Below are 15007 nucleotides of genomic sequence, written 5' to 3' on the forward strand. Positions count from 1 at the left end.
TTCCGCCTTACGTTTTGGTAACCACCTGAGCGGCAATAATCAAAGCTGTAGACCCGCTGCGGCGAGGAAGCTCGTGATCAGCTTGTATGCCCCTTCATTGAAATGAAGATGGTCAGGCTTGTAGTTGGAACATTCCTTATCGCTTGGTTTGCCGCACCGCAACATATCATCGTTCATTTGAACAAACGTGACACCCGGCATTTCAGCCAATGACGATGCGACAAGGTGGTTGGCCGGAATTCGTACATCCTCGTAGAAGGCATAGCGCTTGCCCCGCGGCGGTATGGACAACGCATAAATATGGGCGCCTGGCCAAAGAGCGCGAACCTTGCTGACAACAGCCACGACACCAGCTGCCACGGCGCATGGCGCAGTTTTCACACCCAGGTTGTTCGTGCCGATAAGCACGACGACATCCGCGGGATGGAAATCCGGAAGGTTTAGACCATCGAGGCGGTACAATGCATTTTGGGTGGTATCCCCAGCGACCGCGAGGTTCATCACTGGTCGCGTCGGAAAGCTCTCCTTGATCCAGGGCTGCCAGAGTTCGACAAGCGAATCGCCGACAAGAGCCAGATTGTATCGGGCAGATTTGTCGCGATAGCTGGGAAGAGCGCGATCATATCTCTTGCTTGGCGGCTTTTGTTGCGCCAGCGCATTCGACACTTTTGCAGGGTCCGGGCATTCCTGTCCGAAGGACGGGCCAGCATTGCTGACGATGAGAAGGAAATTCAATGCGAGGACAATGACGAGGTTGGCGAAAAGTCGCAACATTCAGATTACCGATATCCTGACGTCTTGGGGCTTTCATTATTGAAGAGGAAAATGGCCGTGGCAAGGAGAGAGTGGCTCTGGTCTCCGCCCGCAATGCTCGGCCCCATTGGCCGCCGGTCCATGAAATGGAAATGCACTGACCGCATCTGATCAACGAAATCTTCAATTGCCGGAACCAAAGCCCGAACCCGCCGTTGATTGCCATGCCCAACCGTGTCCGGGAGACAGGACAGTCATGGCACGTCAGACATTCTGGAAAGGCTATCTCAAGCTTTCGCTCGTCACTGCCGCCGTCTCGCTGACGCCGGCGACGACCGAAAGCAACAAGGTCCGTTTCCACGTCCTCAATCGCCAGACCAAGCACCGCGTCGAAAGCCGCTATGTCGACAGCGTCACCCACAAACCGGTGGCCGAGCGGGACCAGGTAAAGGGCTATCCGCGCGGCGAGGACGACTATGTTCTTCTCGAAGACGAGGAGATTGAGGAAGTCGGACTCGAAAGCACCCGCACTATCGAGATCGACAGTTTCGTGCCGCGCGGCTCGATCGATTGGATCTGGTACGACAAACCGCATTTTCTGGCGCCCGAGGACAAGGTCGGGGTGGAAGCCTTCTGCGTCATCCGCGAGGCGATGAAGGCGAATGACGTTGTCGGCATCGCCCGGCTTGTCCTTTATCGTCGCGAGCGTGCCGTGCTGCTGGAGCCGCTAGGCAAAGGCATCGTTCTCTGGACCCTGCGCTACGGCGACGAGGTGCGTGATCCCATAGCCGAACTCGACGATAAGGCCGAGATCGACAGCAAGCTGCTGACGCTGATGACGCAACTGGTGAAAGAAGAGACGAAGGATTGGAGCCCGACCATGGTGCAGGACCCGATCCAGAAACGCCTGAAGTCGATGATCCGCGGCAAGCAGAAGAGCCTGAAGAAGGCGGCGCCCGCGGAAAAACCTGCACCGGTGAAATCGACCGGCAACGTCATCAATATCATGGATGCGCTGAAGAAGAGCCTGGCCGCGGAAGGCGGACGCAAGCCCCGCTAGAGCAATTCCAGGAAAAGTGCGAAGCGGGTTTCCGTTCGGAATTGCGTCAACGGAAGATCGGAGCGGAACGAAGCATCCGGTCCTCTATCGTTTCTTCTTCTCCAGCGGTTTCGCCGCCGCGAAAAACCCATCCCAGGGATCTCTCGGCAAGGCATCGAGCCGTGTTGGCGTATTGTCCACCGTGAAATAGCCCGGTCCGATGTCGGCGGTGAGCTCACCCCACTCCAGCGGCATCGACACGGCAGCGCCCGGCCTTGCCCGTGTCGAATAGGGTGCGACCGCCGTATTGCCGCGGCCGTTGCGGAGATAGTCGATGAAGATCCTCCCCTTGCGCTTGGCCTTCGTCGCCGTCGCGAGATAGAGGTCGGGATCGTCGGATGACATGCTGTCGGCAAGCCATTTGGCAAAGCTCTTCACCTCGACCCAGCTGGCCTTCGGCTCAAGCGGCGTTACCACATGCAATCCCTTGCCACCTGAGGTCTTGACGAAAGCGGCGAGACCCTCGGCCTCCAGCCGCTCCTTCAATTCGTAAGCCGCGGCGATCACATTCACCCACTCCACCTCCTCGCCGGGATCGAGGTCCATGGTGATCATGTCGGGCTTTTCCCAATTGTCGGTCGTCGCACCCCAGGGGTGAATTTCAAGGACCGCCGATTGCACCAGCGCCACGACACCATCGAAATCGGCAATGCGCAGCAGCTTCTCTCCTTGCTTGTCCTTTGGATCGGTTATCTCGCCGATATGCGGATTCATGCCCTTCCAGGCATGTTTCTGGAAGAACCGCTGCCGGCCATTGATGCCGTCGGGCAGGCGTAGCAGCGCCAACGGCCGGTTGACGACATAGGGCGCCATGAAGCGCCAGACCTGTGCGTAGTAATTTGCCAGCCCTTCCTTGGTGACACCCTCGTCCGGCCAGTAGATGCGGTCGGGATGGGTAAGCGCTACCGCCGATTTCGGCAGGGCTCGGGCTGGGATCTTTTCCGTTTCGCGTGTCACGTCCTTCGCGGGCTTGTCCTCACGCAGGCCGCGAAAGGCGGCATGGCGCAGATTGCCGTCGGCCGACCAGGCGCGAAATTCCACCTCGCCGACCAACTGCGGCTTGACATAGATCAGGCCGCGCCGCTCCTCGGGCGTCAGCTTGTCGTCGAATGAATTTTCATTCTGCGTCAGCTTTGACAGCCTCTCATGGAGTATCTGTGCCGTTGCCATCGTATAGCCGGTACCGACGCGGCCGACATGTTTGAGCTCGCCGTTTTGGTAGTAACCCATCGCCAGCGAGCCGATCGCATTGTTCATCGACGTCGACGGCACATAGCCGCCGATGACGAATTCCTGTCGATGCGAGCATTTCGATTTGATCCACTCGCCCTTTCGCCCCGACGTGTATTTGCTGTCGCGCTGCTTGGAGATCACCCCTTCGAGGCTGAGCCGGCAGGCGTGGTCGAGCACCAATCCGCCGCTCTCGTTGAAATGCACGCTGTAGCGCAGCTTGCCGTTATCGTCGGGCAGGAGGGTCTCGAGCAGATGCTTGCGATCGAGGACAGTCACATCAAGCAGGCTGTGGCCGTCGAGATGGAGAAGATCAAAAGCATAGAAGACAAAGCGATCATATCGGCCCTCGCTCAGATCGTGCTGAAGCGCGGAGAAATCCGAGGCGCCGGTATCGCGCTCGACGACGATTTCGCCGTCGATCACCGCCGATCGTACCGGCAGGGCGGCGAAGGCATCGAGCACCTCCTTGCCGAATTTTGCCGTCCAGTCGAGCCCGCTACGGGTCAACATCTTGACCTCGCCGTCCTCGATCCTGACCTGCAGGCGATAGCCGTCGAACTTGATCTCATGGATCCAGCGATCGCCCGCCGGCGGCTTCGGCTTCAGCCTCGCAAGTGCCGGCTCGATGAAGTCGGGGATCGCACCCTTGCGCGCGCCCTTCGGCCAGCGGCGTTCCCGGGGTGTTGCGGCTTTTATGGTCCGCGCCGGTCTTTTGGCGAAAACCGCTCTGCCGTTCTTTACGTTGGAATTCCAGGTCGCATCCGGGCTTTTCGCCACCTCTTCGAGCTGTCGGCCTGTTTTGGCCGATTCCGGCCGCTCATCGAGGATGTCGCCATCGTGGCGCGCCTCGGCGTCGTCCCCCTTGATCAGCAGCCAGTTCTCGCGCTTCTCGCCGTGCCGGCCGTGCATGCGCACCAGATGCCAGCGGCCTTTCAGCTTCTCTCCGTCCAGTTCGAATTCCATGTGGCCTTTGCGGTAGGCCTTGTGAGCATCGCCGTGCGGCGCCCAGGTGCCGCGATCCCAGACGATGACGGTGCCGCCGCCATATTGTCCCTTTGGGATGATGCCCTCGAAATCGCCATAGGAGAGCGGGTGATCCTCGACATGCACAGCAAGCCGCTTGTCCTCCGGATTGAGGCTCGGCCCCTTCGTCACCGCCCAGCTCTTCAGCACCCCATCCATCTCCAGCCGGAAATCATAGTGCAGCCGGGTCGCATCATGCTTCTGGATGACGAAGCTGTTGCCGCTGCTGCGGCCCTCTTCTCCGCGCGGCTCCGGGGTGAGCTTGAAATTGCGTTTCGCCTGATAGGTTTCGAGAGCCATCTCAGCTTGCCTTCTTGCTCCGGCTGTCGCTGCGCGCCGGCGCCTTCTTCTTCGCCAAGGCCTTCTTTGCTGGCGCCTTGCCGCTCATCTTGGCACTCTGGCGGAGGGCCTCCATCAGGTCGACGACCTTGCGTTCCGGCGCCTGTTTCTTCTTCGGTGGCGCCCGGCCCTCGATCTTCGCCTTCACCAGCTCGATGAGGGCAGCCTCGTAGCGATCCACGTATTCGCTCGGTTCGAAGCTGCCTTGTTTGGTGCCAATGATATGGCCCGCAAGCTCGATCATTTCCTTGTCGAACTTGATGTCGGGAATATCCTTGAAAACCGTATCGGCCGAGCGCACCTCGTAGTCGAAGTTCAGCATCGTCGCGACGATGTAGTCGTCATGCGGGCGGATCAGCAGCGTCCGGTTGCGCCGGAAAAGTACGGCTTCGGCCAGAGCCGCGACCTTGCCGTCACGCATGCCCCTGGCGATCAGCGACAGCGCCTCCTCGTCATGTTCATCGACGGGCGCGAGATAGTAAGGGCGGTCGAAATAGAGCTTGTCGATATCGTCATAGGCGATGAAAGCCTTGATATTCAGGACCTTGTCGCTTTCCGGCATGATTTCGGCGATCTCGTCGCCCTCGATGACGATGTAGTCGCCATTCTCCATCTGGTAGCCCTTGACCTGGTCGCCCCGCTCCACCGGTTTACCGGTCTCGCTGTCGACGAACTGTCGTTCCACCCGGTGGCCGGTCCTGCGGTTGATAATGTTGAAGGAGACGCGGTCGGAGGAGGAAACGGCGGTGTAGAGCCCGACGGCGCAGGCAAGGTCGCCCACCTTCAGATGACCCTTCCAGCTTGCCCGAGCGGCCATTCCATCCTCCGTCGCAAATCAGAGCCGGCCGCCGCTCTTGTCGGTTTCGAGTTCCTGAAATGCCCAGCCGCGGCCGTCGGGCGCGGGATAGGCGAGCAGCGCATCGCCATTGCCGATCTTCTGGCGCGATGCGGCGTCCTTGGCATGGACAATCGCTTCGTCAGCTGTCGCATAGGTTTCCGAAAGTGTGTCGCCGAGCTTATAGGCCCAACCATTGTCATGCGGCACGACCTGATAGGTGATATCGGCCATTTCGGATCTCCTCTTCTCAACTAAATAGGGTGCATGATGTCGTCGGCTAGTTCCGATTTGGTTTGCGCCGTTCATCGAGCGCAATGATCTTTTCTAGCGATGCGATGTCCTCGCTGGTGACGACGGGAACCGGATCGGCAGCGATGGCTTCCAGCACCGCCTGTGAGACGGCGCCATTTCGGATCGCCCATTCCAGCGTTTCGCGGGTTTCCCGCTCGGCCTTCAGCTGCGCATAGAGCGCAACGATCAGCCGATCGCGAGCATCCATCCGCCGGCCTTGGTTATCCATGCTGCGGACGTCAGGCATCGCAATCCACCTTTGTCACTGATTTCGTTCAGGTGTATTCAACTGATGACGGATGGAAAGGTTCCGAAACCGGTGGCGGCCGTTTGCCGTTGCCGCCTCAGGCGGAAATCACCATCTGCAAGATATTCGCAAGAGGATTTCAATATGGCTGATCTCAAGGCTCGTCCCCGCCCGACCGGCGCAACTGCCGTTCTCGGCCGTACCGGTTTCCCGCATGTCACCTCCGCCACCAAGGGCGAGATCGATATCGTCACCGCGCCGTCGCAGCCGGGTTTCAATCCGCTCGATCTGCTCTATTCCTCGCTCTCGGCTTGCCTGGTGCTCAGCGCCCGCATCGCCGCCAGCCAGATGGGCATTCTCGACAAGATCACCGAGATCACTGCCGACGTCACCGGCGAGAAGGCGACGGAAGGCCTTTCGCGCGTCGCCAAGTTCAACATCGCCTTTTCGATCAAGGGCGATATCGACGAGGAAACCCGGCAGAAAATCGCCCATGCCGCCGAAGACGAAATCTGCACGGTGAGCAACACCATCCGCGGCAATCCCGAGTTCTCGACGACGATATCGGGGTAATTCTGTATCTACATAATAATTATAGACAATCGAGAGCGGAGGATTGCGTGACCAATGCCCGGCTTCTATGCTCGGGCATCAAAAGCAACGATCCCGGCCACCATGCAGCCCAAGCCTCTCCCGACGTCTGAACAACCCGTCGTCGCCATCATCGGCGGTGGTGTCTCCGGCGCTGGCGTCGCCTATCATCTCGCGAGCGCCGACTGCGGCAAGCGCCCTGCCATCGTGGTCTTCGAGCCGCGCGCCGAGCTCGGCCGCGGCCTTGCCTATGACACGGCCGATCCGGCCCACCGCATCAATGTTCCAGCCGCCAAGATGAGTCTGCAGCCCGGCGACCTGGGCGAATTCCAGGCCTGGATCGAAGCCCGCGACGCCGTCGCCGGCGATCCTGAGGCCAAACAGCCCGAGGGCCTGCTCTTCCCCCGGCGTCGGCTCTTCGGCGATTATGTCGCCTCCCTGCTGAAGCCGCTGCTGGAAGACGGTAGCGTGCGTCATTGCCGCGCCGCAGTGACGGGTGTCGAGCGCCGTGCCGGCCGCTGGTCGATCCTCGACGACAAAGGTGGCGTGACGGAGGCCGATATTGTCGCGATCGCCACCAGCCATCCGCCGCCGGCAGCCCCCGGCCGGCTTGCGACCCGGCTTGCTGCCCATCCTCGTTTCGTCGCCGATACCACCAAGCCGGGCGCGCTCGACGTGATCCGCCCGCATGACTGCGTGCTGGTCATCGGCAACGGCCTGACGGCTGCCGATGTCATTGCCTCGCTTGCTGAGCGCGGGCATGACGGTCCGGTGACGGCGATCTCGCGCCGCGGTCTGCGGGCTCGCGGCCATGCGCCGGTTCCGCAGCAGCTCTTCGGCGATTTCGTCTCCGATGCCGCCCATTCCGCTGTATCGCTGTTGGCAGCGATCCGCACTGCCATAAAAGCGGCGAAGGCTGAGGGCATAAGCTGGCATGGCGTGATCGATCAGGTGCGGGCGCAGGGATACGATCTCTGGCAGGCGCTGCCGGTTGCCGAGCGACGTCGTCTCGTTCGCCATCTGCGTCCCTATTGGGATGTGCACCGCTTCCGCATCGCGCCGCAGGTCGAGGCCGTGCTCGACGCAGCGATTGCCTCGGGCCGCCTGGATATCCTGGCCGGCTCGGTCGCCGATGCGCGCATCGACGGCGAACTCATCCTTTGCACCCTGCAGCCGCGTCATCAGCGCCAGCCGCTGGAGCGGCGCTATGACGCCCTCGTCGTCACCACCGGCCCGGCGCATGGCGGCATTCTCGAAACCCAGCCCTGGCTCGCGGCACTTGCGGCGCACGGCCACCTGTCGCTCGATCCGACCGGTCTTGGCCTTTCCTGTAACCAGCGTTCGGAGGCGATCGGCCCGTCCGGAAATGCAGATCCTTCGCTGCTGATCTCCGGCCCGTTGGCACGCGGCACGTTCGGCGAGCTGATGGGCCTGCCGCAGGTGACCGAGCATGCCTTCTTCATCGCCGGCGAGATCGCCGAAAAGCTGCGGACGAGCGCGACGAAGAGGCGTCCTGCCTGATTTTCCATCAATATGTCGCTCGTCGACTGTCCCCGGTGATCGACTTCTGATAGTCACTCGGCACTGCATAATTCCTTAAATCGGAATCGATTTAAGGATAAAATTATGCAGCAATTTAAAGTGTTACAGCGTCCTTGGCGCGTCGTGAAAGACGCGCGGCGCTGTAATCTCCGCCGGCCCGGCATTCGGGCGACCAGAAATATCGAGACCATGTCGCAGGCTGCCTCCACCCTTTCCGAAGCCTCGCCTTCCAATCGTTTCGCCCTTGCGGCGCTCCCTCTCGGCGGGGCGGCGATCGGCGGCTCGCCGATCTTCGTCAGGCTGTCCGAGGTCGGCCCGATGGCGACGGCCTTCTGGCGCGTGGCGCTGGCGCTGATCCCGATCCTCATCGTCTCGCTGCTGAAGAAGGATGCGGGGCCGAAGCCGCAAAGCCTTTCCGACTATGGCATGCTGATTCTGCCAGGCGTCATGCTGGCGCTCGACCTCGGCGCCTGGCACCTTTCGCTCACCATGACGTCGGTCGCCAATGCGACGCTGCTGGCCAACCTCGCACCGGTTTTCGTCACGCTGATCGCCTTCCTCTTCTTCAGCGTGAGGATCAGCCGCATCTTCCTGTTCGGGCTTGTCCTGGCGCTATCAGGCGTCGTCATTCTGAAGGGCGGACCGGCAGCCATTGGCAATGGCGACCTCAGCGGCGATGGCATCGCGATGATCGCCGCTTTCTTCTATGCCTGCTACATCCTGGCGATCGGCAGGCTGCGCAGCCGGTTCGATACGATCCGCATCATGTTGTGGAGCACGGCCTGCGCTGCCGTCTGCATCTTTCCGATCGGCCTGATCTACGAGGGCCATATGCTGCCCGCGACCGTCTACGGCTGGTCGATCGTCTTCGGCCTGGCTTTTATCAGCCATGCCGGCGGGCAGGTGGCGATCACCTATGCGCTGGCCTATCTGCCGGCGGCCTTTTCCTCGCTGACGTTGCTGCTGCAGCCGGTTGTTGCGGCCATCCTCGCCTGGGCGTTGCTCAACGAGGCGATCGGGACGATGCAGGCGCTCGGCGGCGCCGTCGTGCTTGCCGGCATCATGGTTGCCCGCCGCGGCTGATCGTCAGCGATTTTCCTGCAGCAGCCATTTCTGGATGATCGGAATGTCGGCATCGCCGAGATCGTGGCCGCCGGGGATGACGTCGGAATCGACGGTGGCGCCTGAACTCTTCAGCCTCTCTTCCAACTCGCTCGCATATTTGCCGTAGGCATCCGTCTTGCCGCTGATGACGAGCAGGTCCGTGCCTTTCAGATCGGCATGCGGATAGTCGCTGAGCACAGGCATGGAGCGCAGCAGCACCGCCTTGTGAACCAGGTTCGGGTGCAGGTAGAGCAGCGAGTTCAAAAGGTTGGCGCCATTAGAATAACCGACATAGACGACCTTCTGGGGATCGAGCCCGTAGGATTTGACGGCGCCCTCGATAAAGGCCGCGAAGGCCTCGGCCTCGGTCTTGATGTCGTTCTGATCGAAGGAGAAGGGGGTAATGCGCTTGTACCAGCGCGGAAACCCTTCCTCCGTCGCCCGGCCGCGCACGCCGAGCAGCGTCGCCCGCGGCGCCGCCTTGTTCAGGAGCGGCATCAGCGTCGTCTCGTTGCCGCCGGAGCCGTGCAGCAGCACGAAGACGCTGCCATCGGGGTCCGGGGGCGTATAGAAGCGATGGACGAATGGCAGCTCGCGATAATTGATGCGCGGCTGACCGGGCATTGAAAATTGCGGCAGCATCACCTTCAGGTCATGGAGGTTGGTAATGGCTTCGGGTGGCGCGAAGAGCTTGCCCCCGAGGGCGGCGTGCTCTTCGTCCACGGTCATGCCCGGCTTGTCGGTCGCAAGCTCCACCAGCGTGCCGCCGGGCTCGCGGGCGTAGAGCGAGCGGAAATATTTGCGGTCGTGCATATTGGTCGGCGACGCATCGGTCGCTTCCAGCGCCTTGCGAACCGAAAGCAGAGTCTCTTCGTCGGCCGCGCGGAAGGCGACGTGATCGACTGTGCCGGTGCCCGGCGCACCGGACCAGAAGCCACGCGCATCGCGCACGTCGATAATGTCGCCGGACTGCGACACCAGCCTGTCGATCGTGCCGCGGCTGGCCTGGAAACGGTAACCGAAATGGCTCTCGAGGAAGCCGCGGCTTTCGGCGGGCTTCTCCGTCAGCATGGTGGCGCCGCGCACCCGCTGGATGGCATGCTCGACCGGGATCGAGGCGCCGTCCCAGGCGGCCGGCGATACCAGGTTCTTTGCGCCTGCGAGCTTGAGGATGATGTTATCAGGGTCCTTCAGCCGCAGCACAGGCTCACCGAATTCGTCGGCCGGTCCCTCCGAGCGCAGGCCGAAGCTCATGGCGCGCGTCAGCCAGTAGCCGATGCTGGCGGGGTCGATCGACAGCGATATTTCGCTGATCTGGCCATAGCCGGCCCGGCCGGGCGCGCCATCCTCCCAGGCGAGGAAGGTGAGGAGAGACCCCGGCGTGCCTGCCGCATCGCCATAAAAGAGATGAAGTTGCGTCGCGTCCTCGTAACCGGCTGTCTGCTTGACGAGCCGCATGCCGAGAAATCCCGCGTAGAAGTCCACGTTCGCCTGCACCTTTCGGGTGACGGCCGTGACGTGATGTATGCCTGATACCATCGAGAGCAGTCCTGATTGAAGCGGCGTCGTCAGGAGCGCGAGTATGAGAGCTGCGAAGGTCATACCGTTGCCAATGACGATCGCTTAGTTTTGTTCCGCACAAAGCGCAAGCGAATCGCCGCGCTGCAACAACTCCAAATGTTCGACATCTTCGAGTGCCTCTTCCAGTTGCTGCAGGGTCGGCGGCTTGACCATATAGGCGCGGGCGCCGAGATTTCTGGCCCGCCGCATGTCGCTCTCGTCGCTTGACGTGCTGAGAATGCAGACGGGAATTTGCTTGAGGCGGACGTCGGCCGAAAGCGCATGCAGCACCTCGAAGCCGTCCATGATCGGCATGTTGATGTCGAGCAGCATCAGGTCGATCTGCGGCAGATCGGCGATGCCGGCGCGTTCTTCGAGCAGCCGCATTGCCTCGCGTCCGTTGGTGGCGACGTGCAGGTTGAAATTCACCTTCTCTCGCCGCATCAGCTTGATCTTCAGAATCTGGATGTCGGCCGGGCTGTCTTCCACCAGCAGCACTTCGGCCAGCCTGCCCGAACCTTCGCCTGGCTGCTCCGCCGGCCTGGCGCTGTGCGGGATGGCCGATGCGGCAGGCGGCGTGGACCTCGCCTCGGCGAGCGGCACTTCGAGAATGAAGGTGGCGCCCGGCCCATTTTCTGCCTCGCACCAGATCGAGCCGCCATGCATCTGTGCGATGCGGCGGCAGATGGCAAGGCCGAGCCCGGTGCCTTCTATCCCACGGCCGACGAGGCGCTTGAACGGCTGGAAGATCAGCTCGCGATGCTCTGGATCGATGCCGGGCCCGTTGTCACGCACGGTGAGGCGGCAGATATCGCCCTGTGTTTCGCCTGTGATGCTGATCTCCGGAACCTTCTGCTCGCAATAGCGGATGGCATTCGACACCAGGTTCTGCAGGAGCTGGGTCAGCAGCGTCGCATCGCCCATGACCTCCGGCAGCGCCCCGCGGATGATGACGGCGCCGCGGCTTTCGGTCTGCTGACGCAGATTGTCCTCCACCTGGTCGAGCACGGCCGATAACGAGACCGGCCTCAGCTCCAGCCCGCCGTAGGCCTCGAGCTTGGTGAAACCCGAGACCTTGACGATCAGGTCTTCCATATGGTCGGCGGCGCTGAGCACGTAATCGAGCAATTCCCGGTCTTCGGCGGGAAGCGCGGCAGAACCGTGCAGGATGCGGCTGAAGGATTTGATCGTCCGGAGCGGCTCCTTCAGATCATGGGCCATGGCGCGGGTGAAGATCTCCAGCGATTGTCGCTTCTGCTCCAGCTTTGCTTCCAGCATCCCGTGCATGATGGCGTTCTGGATGCAGCGATGCAGTGTTTCAGGCGAAAGCGAATCCTTTGTCAGATAGTCGCGTGCCCCGCTCTTCATTACCTCGACGGCGACGGTTTCATTGCCCTGGCCGGTCAGCATGATGACGTTGGCGGCGGGATCGTTCTCCAGGATGTCTGCAAGAACGCCGAGCCCGTCGCGCCCCGGCAGCGAATAGTCGAGCAGGATGCAGTCCGGCCGTTTCCGGCCGTTCAGTGCAAGGCCCTCTTCGCCCGTCTCCGCCTCGACGACGGTATAGGCGGTGCTGGAAACGCGGCCCAGTATGCGCCGATAGACCTCGCGATCGTCGATGTTGTCGTCGATGATGAGAATGGAGCAGTGTTCCGCCAATCTGTCAGTCCTCGAGCGGCAGGATCGCGATTTCGAACCAGTATTCCTTCAGCCGCTGGATCGCAGCGAAGAGCCCGTCGAGATCGACCGGCTTCTGCACATAGGTATTGGCGCCGAGCGCATAGCAGCCTTCGATGTCACGTTCGTCGTCGGAGGTCGTGAGGATCACCACCGGGATCTTGCGCCAGCCGGCATTCGACTTGATCGCCTCCAGCGTCTTGCGGCCATCAAGGCCCGGCATGTTGAGATCGAGCAGGATCAGTCCCGGTTTCGGCACCATCGAGGCGAGCATGTCGAGTGCTTCCTGACCGGAGGCCGCCCAGCGGATCGAGTTGCGCAGGTTGGTGCGTTTGAAGGCGCGCATCGTCGCTTCGAAATCGTCTTCGCTGTCTTCGACGATCAGGATCGGTTGCGTGTCACGCTGCTGCATTTTGCCCCTCGCGCTTTTTTCCCAGGGTGAAATAGAATGTTGTGCCGGTGCCGACCTCGGATTCCAGCCAGATATCGCCATTGTGCCGCGCGATGATCTTGCGGACGAAGGTAAGGCCTGCTCCGGTGCCGTCGTCGGAATCCTGCGACTTTTCCAGCCGCTTGAAAATGCGGAAAATATCCTCGTGGAATTCCTGCGGAATGCCCTTGCCGTTATCCTTAACGAAAAACACGTTGCGGGCAACCGTGCCGTCCTTGCCGAGGAACCGATCGAGGTAACCGATCGAGACGAGCGGCGCCGGCTTGTCGGTGTATTTGATCGCATTGGTAATGAGATTGCGGAACACTTCGGTCAGCCGCGGCGCGTCGCAGACCACCTCCGGCAGCCGGCCGTCGATGATGACCTTGGCGTGCCGCTCCTCCAGCAACAGCTCCATCGTCGCGACGACATCCTTGACGATCAGGCCGATATCGGTGCGTTTGACCGCCAGCTGCTGGCGCCCGAGGCGGGAGAAATAAAGAAGGTCGTTGACCAGTTTCTCCATGCGCTGGCTGAGACGCACGAGCCGGTTCAGCCGGCGTACGCCGTCCTCGTCGAGCTTGTCTTCATAGTCCTCCAAGAGGAAGCGGGAGTGGTTGTGCAGGCCGCGCAGCGGCTCCTTGAGATCATGCGAGGCGATATAGGCGAATTCATCGAGGTCGTGGTTGCTGCGCTCGAGCTCGGCCGTATAGGCCTCGAGCTGGGAAAGCGTCGTTTTCATCCGTTCTTCCTGCCGGACGCGCTCGCTGATGTCGCGCACGATACCGACGAAGGTCTTTGTATGGCCGGTGACGACGGCGCTGATGGAAAGATCGATCGGAAAGACGATGCCGTTCTTGCGTCGTCCGGAGACCATGCGCGTCGTGCCGATGATACGCTCCTCGCCGGTCTGCCGGTAATGGGCGAGATAGCCGTCGTGCTCGGAATGGTAGGGTTCGGGCATCAGCATCTTGATGTTCCGGCCGATCGTCTCCTGCAGGGAGTAACCGAACATGCTTTCAGCCGCCGGATTGAAATTCTTGATCGTTCCACGCTCGTCGATGACGACGACGGCATCAGGGGTGCCACGCACCAGCGCGCCGAAGCGGACGCGCTCGCCTTCCAGGTAATGGGTGTTGCGCATGAAATAGTAGACGAGGAGCGCGATCAGCCAGAGCGTGGCAGCTGTAATAGTGCGGTTGGCGATCTCCTGCCAGAACGCCGCCTCATTGTGCCTGACGGCGAAAAAGCCGAGCATCAACAGCACGGTGCAGGCAAAGGCGAAGAAAAGCGGCGCATTTCTGTTGCCAAACCAGAGCGCTGTCAGCACCAGCGGCACATAGAGAATGCCGTTGGCGACGCCCAGCGGCGTATAGAGATCAACGAGAAGGCCGGTGAAACAGACCGCAGCCGGGATCCAGAGCGGGATCTGCGCCCGGTTTGCCGGCTGCATCCACCAGGAGCGGGCGAGAAGCCCCGAGCCGAAGATCACAATACCGATCGCCGTATGCAGCGCCATTGCCGCATAGGGACCCCAGCGGTAACCCTGTTCGGCATCGGTGACATAGCCGGCCAGCGCGATCATGCCGAGCGTGATAACGACATAGCTCGTCAGTTCCTGCACCACCTGGCTTTTCTTCTCCGCGTGGAGCGAGAGCAGTACCGAAAGATTGGCGATCAGGAAGACCAACGCCGTGTTCGGCCCCATGCCGCCGCCGATCTTGGCGATGAAGTCGGGCGGAACCAGGAAACGCGTGATCAACACGTCGACATTGTGAAAAGTCCGCCCGATCGTGACGATTTCCACGAGCCGGGCCGCAGCGATCGCCGCCGCAAGCCCCGCCGTGATTGTTGCCGTTGCGCGAAAACGGCGGGCCGCCAGTGTCGAGGCGGCAAGCCCCATGCCGGAAAGCACGAAGCAGAGCGCGGTGTTGAAGGCCATCGACGGAAAGCCGGGAACCAGCGAAATGACAATCTCGACCTGCAGCAGCCAGCCGGCAAGGGCAGTCACGCCGAGAAGGAACATCAGGCAGCCCACCGCAATCGCAAAGGCACGGTAGTGCCGCCTTGGCTGATCCTGCAGGTCCACGTTGCCCTGATCCTGCACCCGTGTGTCCTCCTTCAGTTCGCGCGGCCATCTTTTCCGAAATCGAGGAATACTCAATAGGCAAGGCGGGGCGGTGCCACGCTTTTTGCGAAATGATCGGCGATAAGGTATATCGAATTTCAGTGGAACCGCGATATGGTGATGTCGAAGGACAGCGAGGTTCATTCGCACAA

13 protein-coding genes are annotated in these 15007 nt (G+C 61.3%); 4 read left to right on the plus strand and 9 right to left on the minus strand.

Going from position 1 to position 15007, the window contains the following annotated elements; genetic code table 11:
* Window positions 1-39: 39 nt before the first annotated feature.
* Window positions 40-774 carry an SGNH/GDSL hydrolase family protein gene (locus ELH03_RS01590; protein ID WP_128401891.1) on the minus strand — a complete coding sequence of 245 codons (735 nt, stop codon included), beginning with the start codon at window positions 772-774 and terminating at the stop codon, window positions 40-42.
* A gap of 235 nt (window positions 775-1009) precedes the next feature.
* On the opposite strand from ELH03_RS01590, the gene ku (ELH03_RS01600) reads away from it, so the two are divergent.
* Entirely contained in the window at window positions 1010-1813 is an 804-nt protein-coding gene (ku, locus tag ELH03_RS01600; protein WP_128401890.1) for a non-homologous end joining protein Ku, read from the plus strand.
* A gap of 84 nt (window positions 1814-1897) precedes the next feature.
* Here the strand turns inward: ku (ELH03_RS01600) and ligD are convergent, their stop codons facing one another.
* Genes ligD through ELH03_RS01620 form a run of 4 tightly spaced genes read right to left on the minus strand, consistent with a single transcriptional unit; the run spans window position 1898 to window position 5823 of the window.
* Window positions 1898-4408: a DNA ligase D gene (gene ligD / locus ELH03_RS01605; RefSeq protein ID WP_130765919.1), complete on the minus strand. Its 2511-nt coding sequence runs from the start codon at window positions 4406-4408 to the stop codon at window positions 1898-1900.
* Between the two features lies 1 nt (window position 4409).
* On the minus strand, window positions 4410-5264 hold the full coding sequence (gene ku, locus ELH03_RS01610) for a non-homologous end joining protein Ku (protein ID WP_128401888.1): 855 nt from the start codon (window positions 5262-5264) through the stop codon (window positions 4410-4412).
* Window positions 5265-5282: 18 nt separating this feature from the next.
* Complete coding sequence (locus ELH03_RS01615) at window positions 5283-5516, minus strand: DUF2188 domain-containing protein (RefSeq protein WP_128401887.1); 234 nt, start codon at window positions 5514-5516, stop codon at window positions 5283-5285.
* A gap of 46 nt (window positions 5517-5562) precedes the next feature.
* On the minus strand, window positions 5563-5823 hold the full coding sequence (locus ELH03_RS01620; RefSeq protein WP_128401886.1) for a hypothetical protein: 261 nt from the start codon (window positions 5821-5823) through the stop codon (window positions 5563-5565).
* 144 nt (window positions 5824-5967) lie between these two features.
* Between ELH03_RS01620 and ELH03_RS01625 the strand changes: the two genes are divergently transcribed.
* The 3 genes from ELH03_RS01625 to ELH03_RS01635 all read left to right on the plus strand — a co-directional run bounded on the left by ELH03_RS01625 (window position 5968) and on the right by ELH03_RS01635 (window position 9039).
* Complete coding sequence (locus ELH03_RS01625; RefSeq protein WP_128401885.1) at window positions 5968-6396, plus strand: OsmC family protein; 429 nt, start codon at window positions 5968-5970, stop codon at window positions 6394-6396.
* A gap of 54 nt (window positions 6397-6450) precedes the next feature.
* Complete coding sequence (locus tag ELH03_RS01630) at window positions 6451-7935, plus strand: FAD/NAD(P)-binding protein (RefSeq protein ID WP_197729973.1); 1485 nt, start codon at window positions 6451-6453, stop codon at window positions 7933-7935.
* 210 nt (window positions 7936-8145) lie between these two features.
* Window positions 8146-9039: a DMT family transporter gene (locus tag ELH03_RS01635; protein WP_130765920.1), complete on the plus strand. Its 894-nt coding sequence runs from the start codon at window positions 8146-8148 to the stop codon at window positions 9037-9039.
* Between the two features lie 3 nt (window positions 9040-9042).
* Here the strand turns inward: ELH03_RS01635 and ELH03_RS01640 are convergent, their stop codons facing one another.
* The 4 genes from ELH03_RS01640 to ELH03_RS01655 are packed head-to-tail and all read right to left on the minus strand — an operon-like array spanning window position 9043 to window position 14999.
* Window positions 9043-10662, minus strand: coding sequence for a VOC family protein (locus ELH03_RS01640; RefSeq protein ID WP_197727696.1), 1620 nt, complete (start codon window positions 10660-10662; stop codon window positions 9043-9045).
* A gap of 21 nt (window positions 10663-10683) precedes the next feature.
* Complete coding sequence (locus ELH03_RS01645; protein WP_128409621.1) at window positions 10684-12279, minus strand: response regulator; 1596 nt, start codon at window positions 12277-12279, stop codon at window positions 10684-10686.
* A gap of 4 nt (window positions 12280-12283) precedes the next feature.
* Window positions 12284-12709: a response regulator gene (locus ELH03_RS01650; protein ID WP_018244782.1), complete on the minus strand. Its 426-nt coding sequence runs from the start codon at window positions 12707-12709 to the stop codon at window positions 12284-12286.
* Window positions 12696-14999 (minus strand): sensor histidine kinase, encoded by a 2304-nt coding sequence (locus tag ELH03_RS01655; RefSeq protein ID WP_197729974.1) that lies wholly within the window; start codon window positions 14997-14999, stop codon window positions 12696-12698. The genes ELH03_RS01650 and ELH03_RS01655 overlap by 14 nt, the downstream gene beginning before the upstream one ends.
* Between the last annotated feature and the right edge of the window lie 8 nt (window positions 15000-15007).

The sequence above is a fragment of the Rhizobium beringeri genome (assembly GCF_004306515.1).
Taxonomy (GTDB): Bacteria; Pseudomonadota; Alphaproteobacteria; order Rhizobiales; family Rhizobiaceae; genus Rhizobium; species Rhizobium beringeri.

Coding starts and splice junctions, on each gene's coding strand:
- ELH03_RS01590 (WP_128401891.1), bottom strand. CDS start 774: ATGTTGCGACTTTTCGCCAACCTCGTCATTGTCCTCGCATTGAATTTC.
- ku (WP_128401890.1), top strand. CDS start 1,010: ATGGCACGTCAGACATTCTGGAAAGGCTATCTCAAGCTTTCGCTCGTC.
- ligD (WP_130765919.1), bottom strand. CDS start 4,408: ATGGCTCTCGAAACCTATCAGGCGAAACGCAATTTCAAGCTCACCCCG.
- ku (WP_128401888.1), bottom strand. CDS start 5,264: ATGGCCGCTCGGGCAAGCTGGAAGGGTCATCTGAAGGTGGGCGACCTT.
- ELH03_RS01615 (WP_128401887.1), bottom strand. CDS start 5,516: ATGGCCGATATCACCTATCAGGTCGTGCCGCATGACAATGGTTGGGCC.
- ELH03_RS01620 (WP_128401886.1), bottom strand. CDS start 5,823: ATGCCTGACGTCCGCAGCATGGATAACCAAGGCCGGCGGATGGATGCT.
- ELH03_RS01625 (WP_128401885.1), top strand. CDS start 5,968: ATGGCTGATCTCAAGGCTCGTCCCCGCCCGACCGGCGCAACTGCCGTT.
- ELH03_RS01630 (WP_197729973.1), top strand. CDS start 6,451: ATGCCCGGCTTCTATGCTCGGGCATCAAAAGCAACGATCCCGGCCACC.
- ELH03_RS01635 (WP_130765920.1), top strand. CDS start 8,146: ATGTCGCAGGCTGCCTCCACCCTTTCCGAAGCCTCGCCTTCCAATCGT.
- ELH03_RS01640 (WP_197727696.1), bottom strand. CDS start 10,662: ATGACCTTCGCAGCTCTCATACTCGCGCTCCTGACGACGCCGCTTCAA.
- ELH03_RS01650 (WP_018244782.1), bottom strand. CDS start 12,709: ATGCAGCAGCGTGACACGCAACCGATCCTGATCGTCGAAGACAGCGAA.
- ELH03_RS01655 (WP_197729974.1), bottom strand. CDS start 14,999: ATGAACCTCGCTGTCCTTCGACATCACCATATCGCGGTTCCACTGAAA.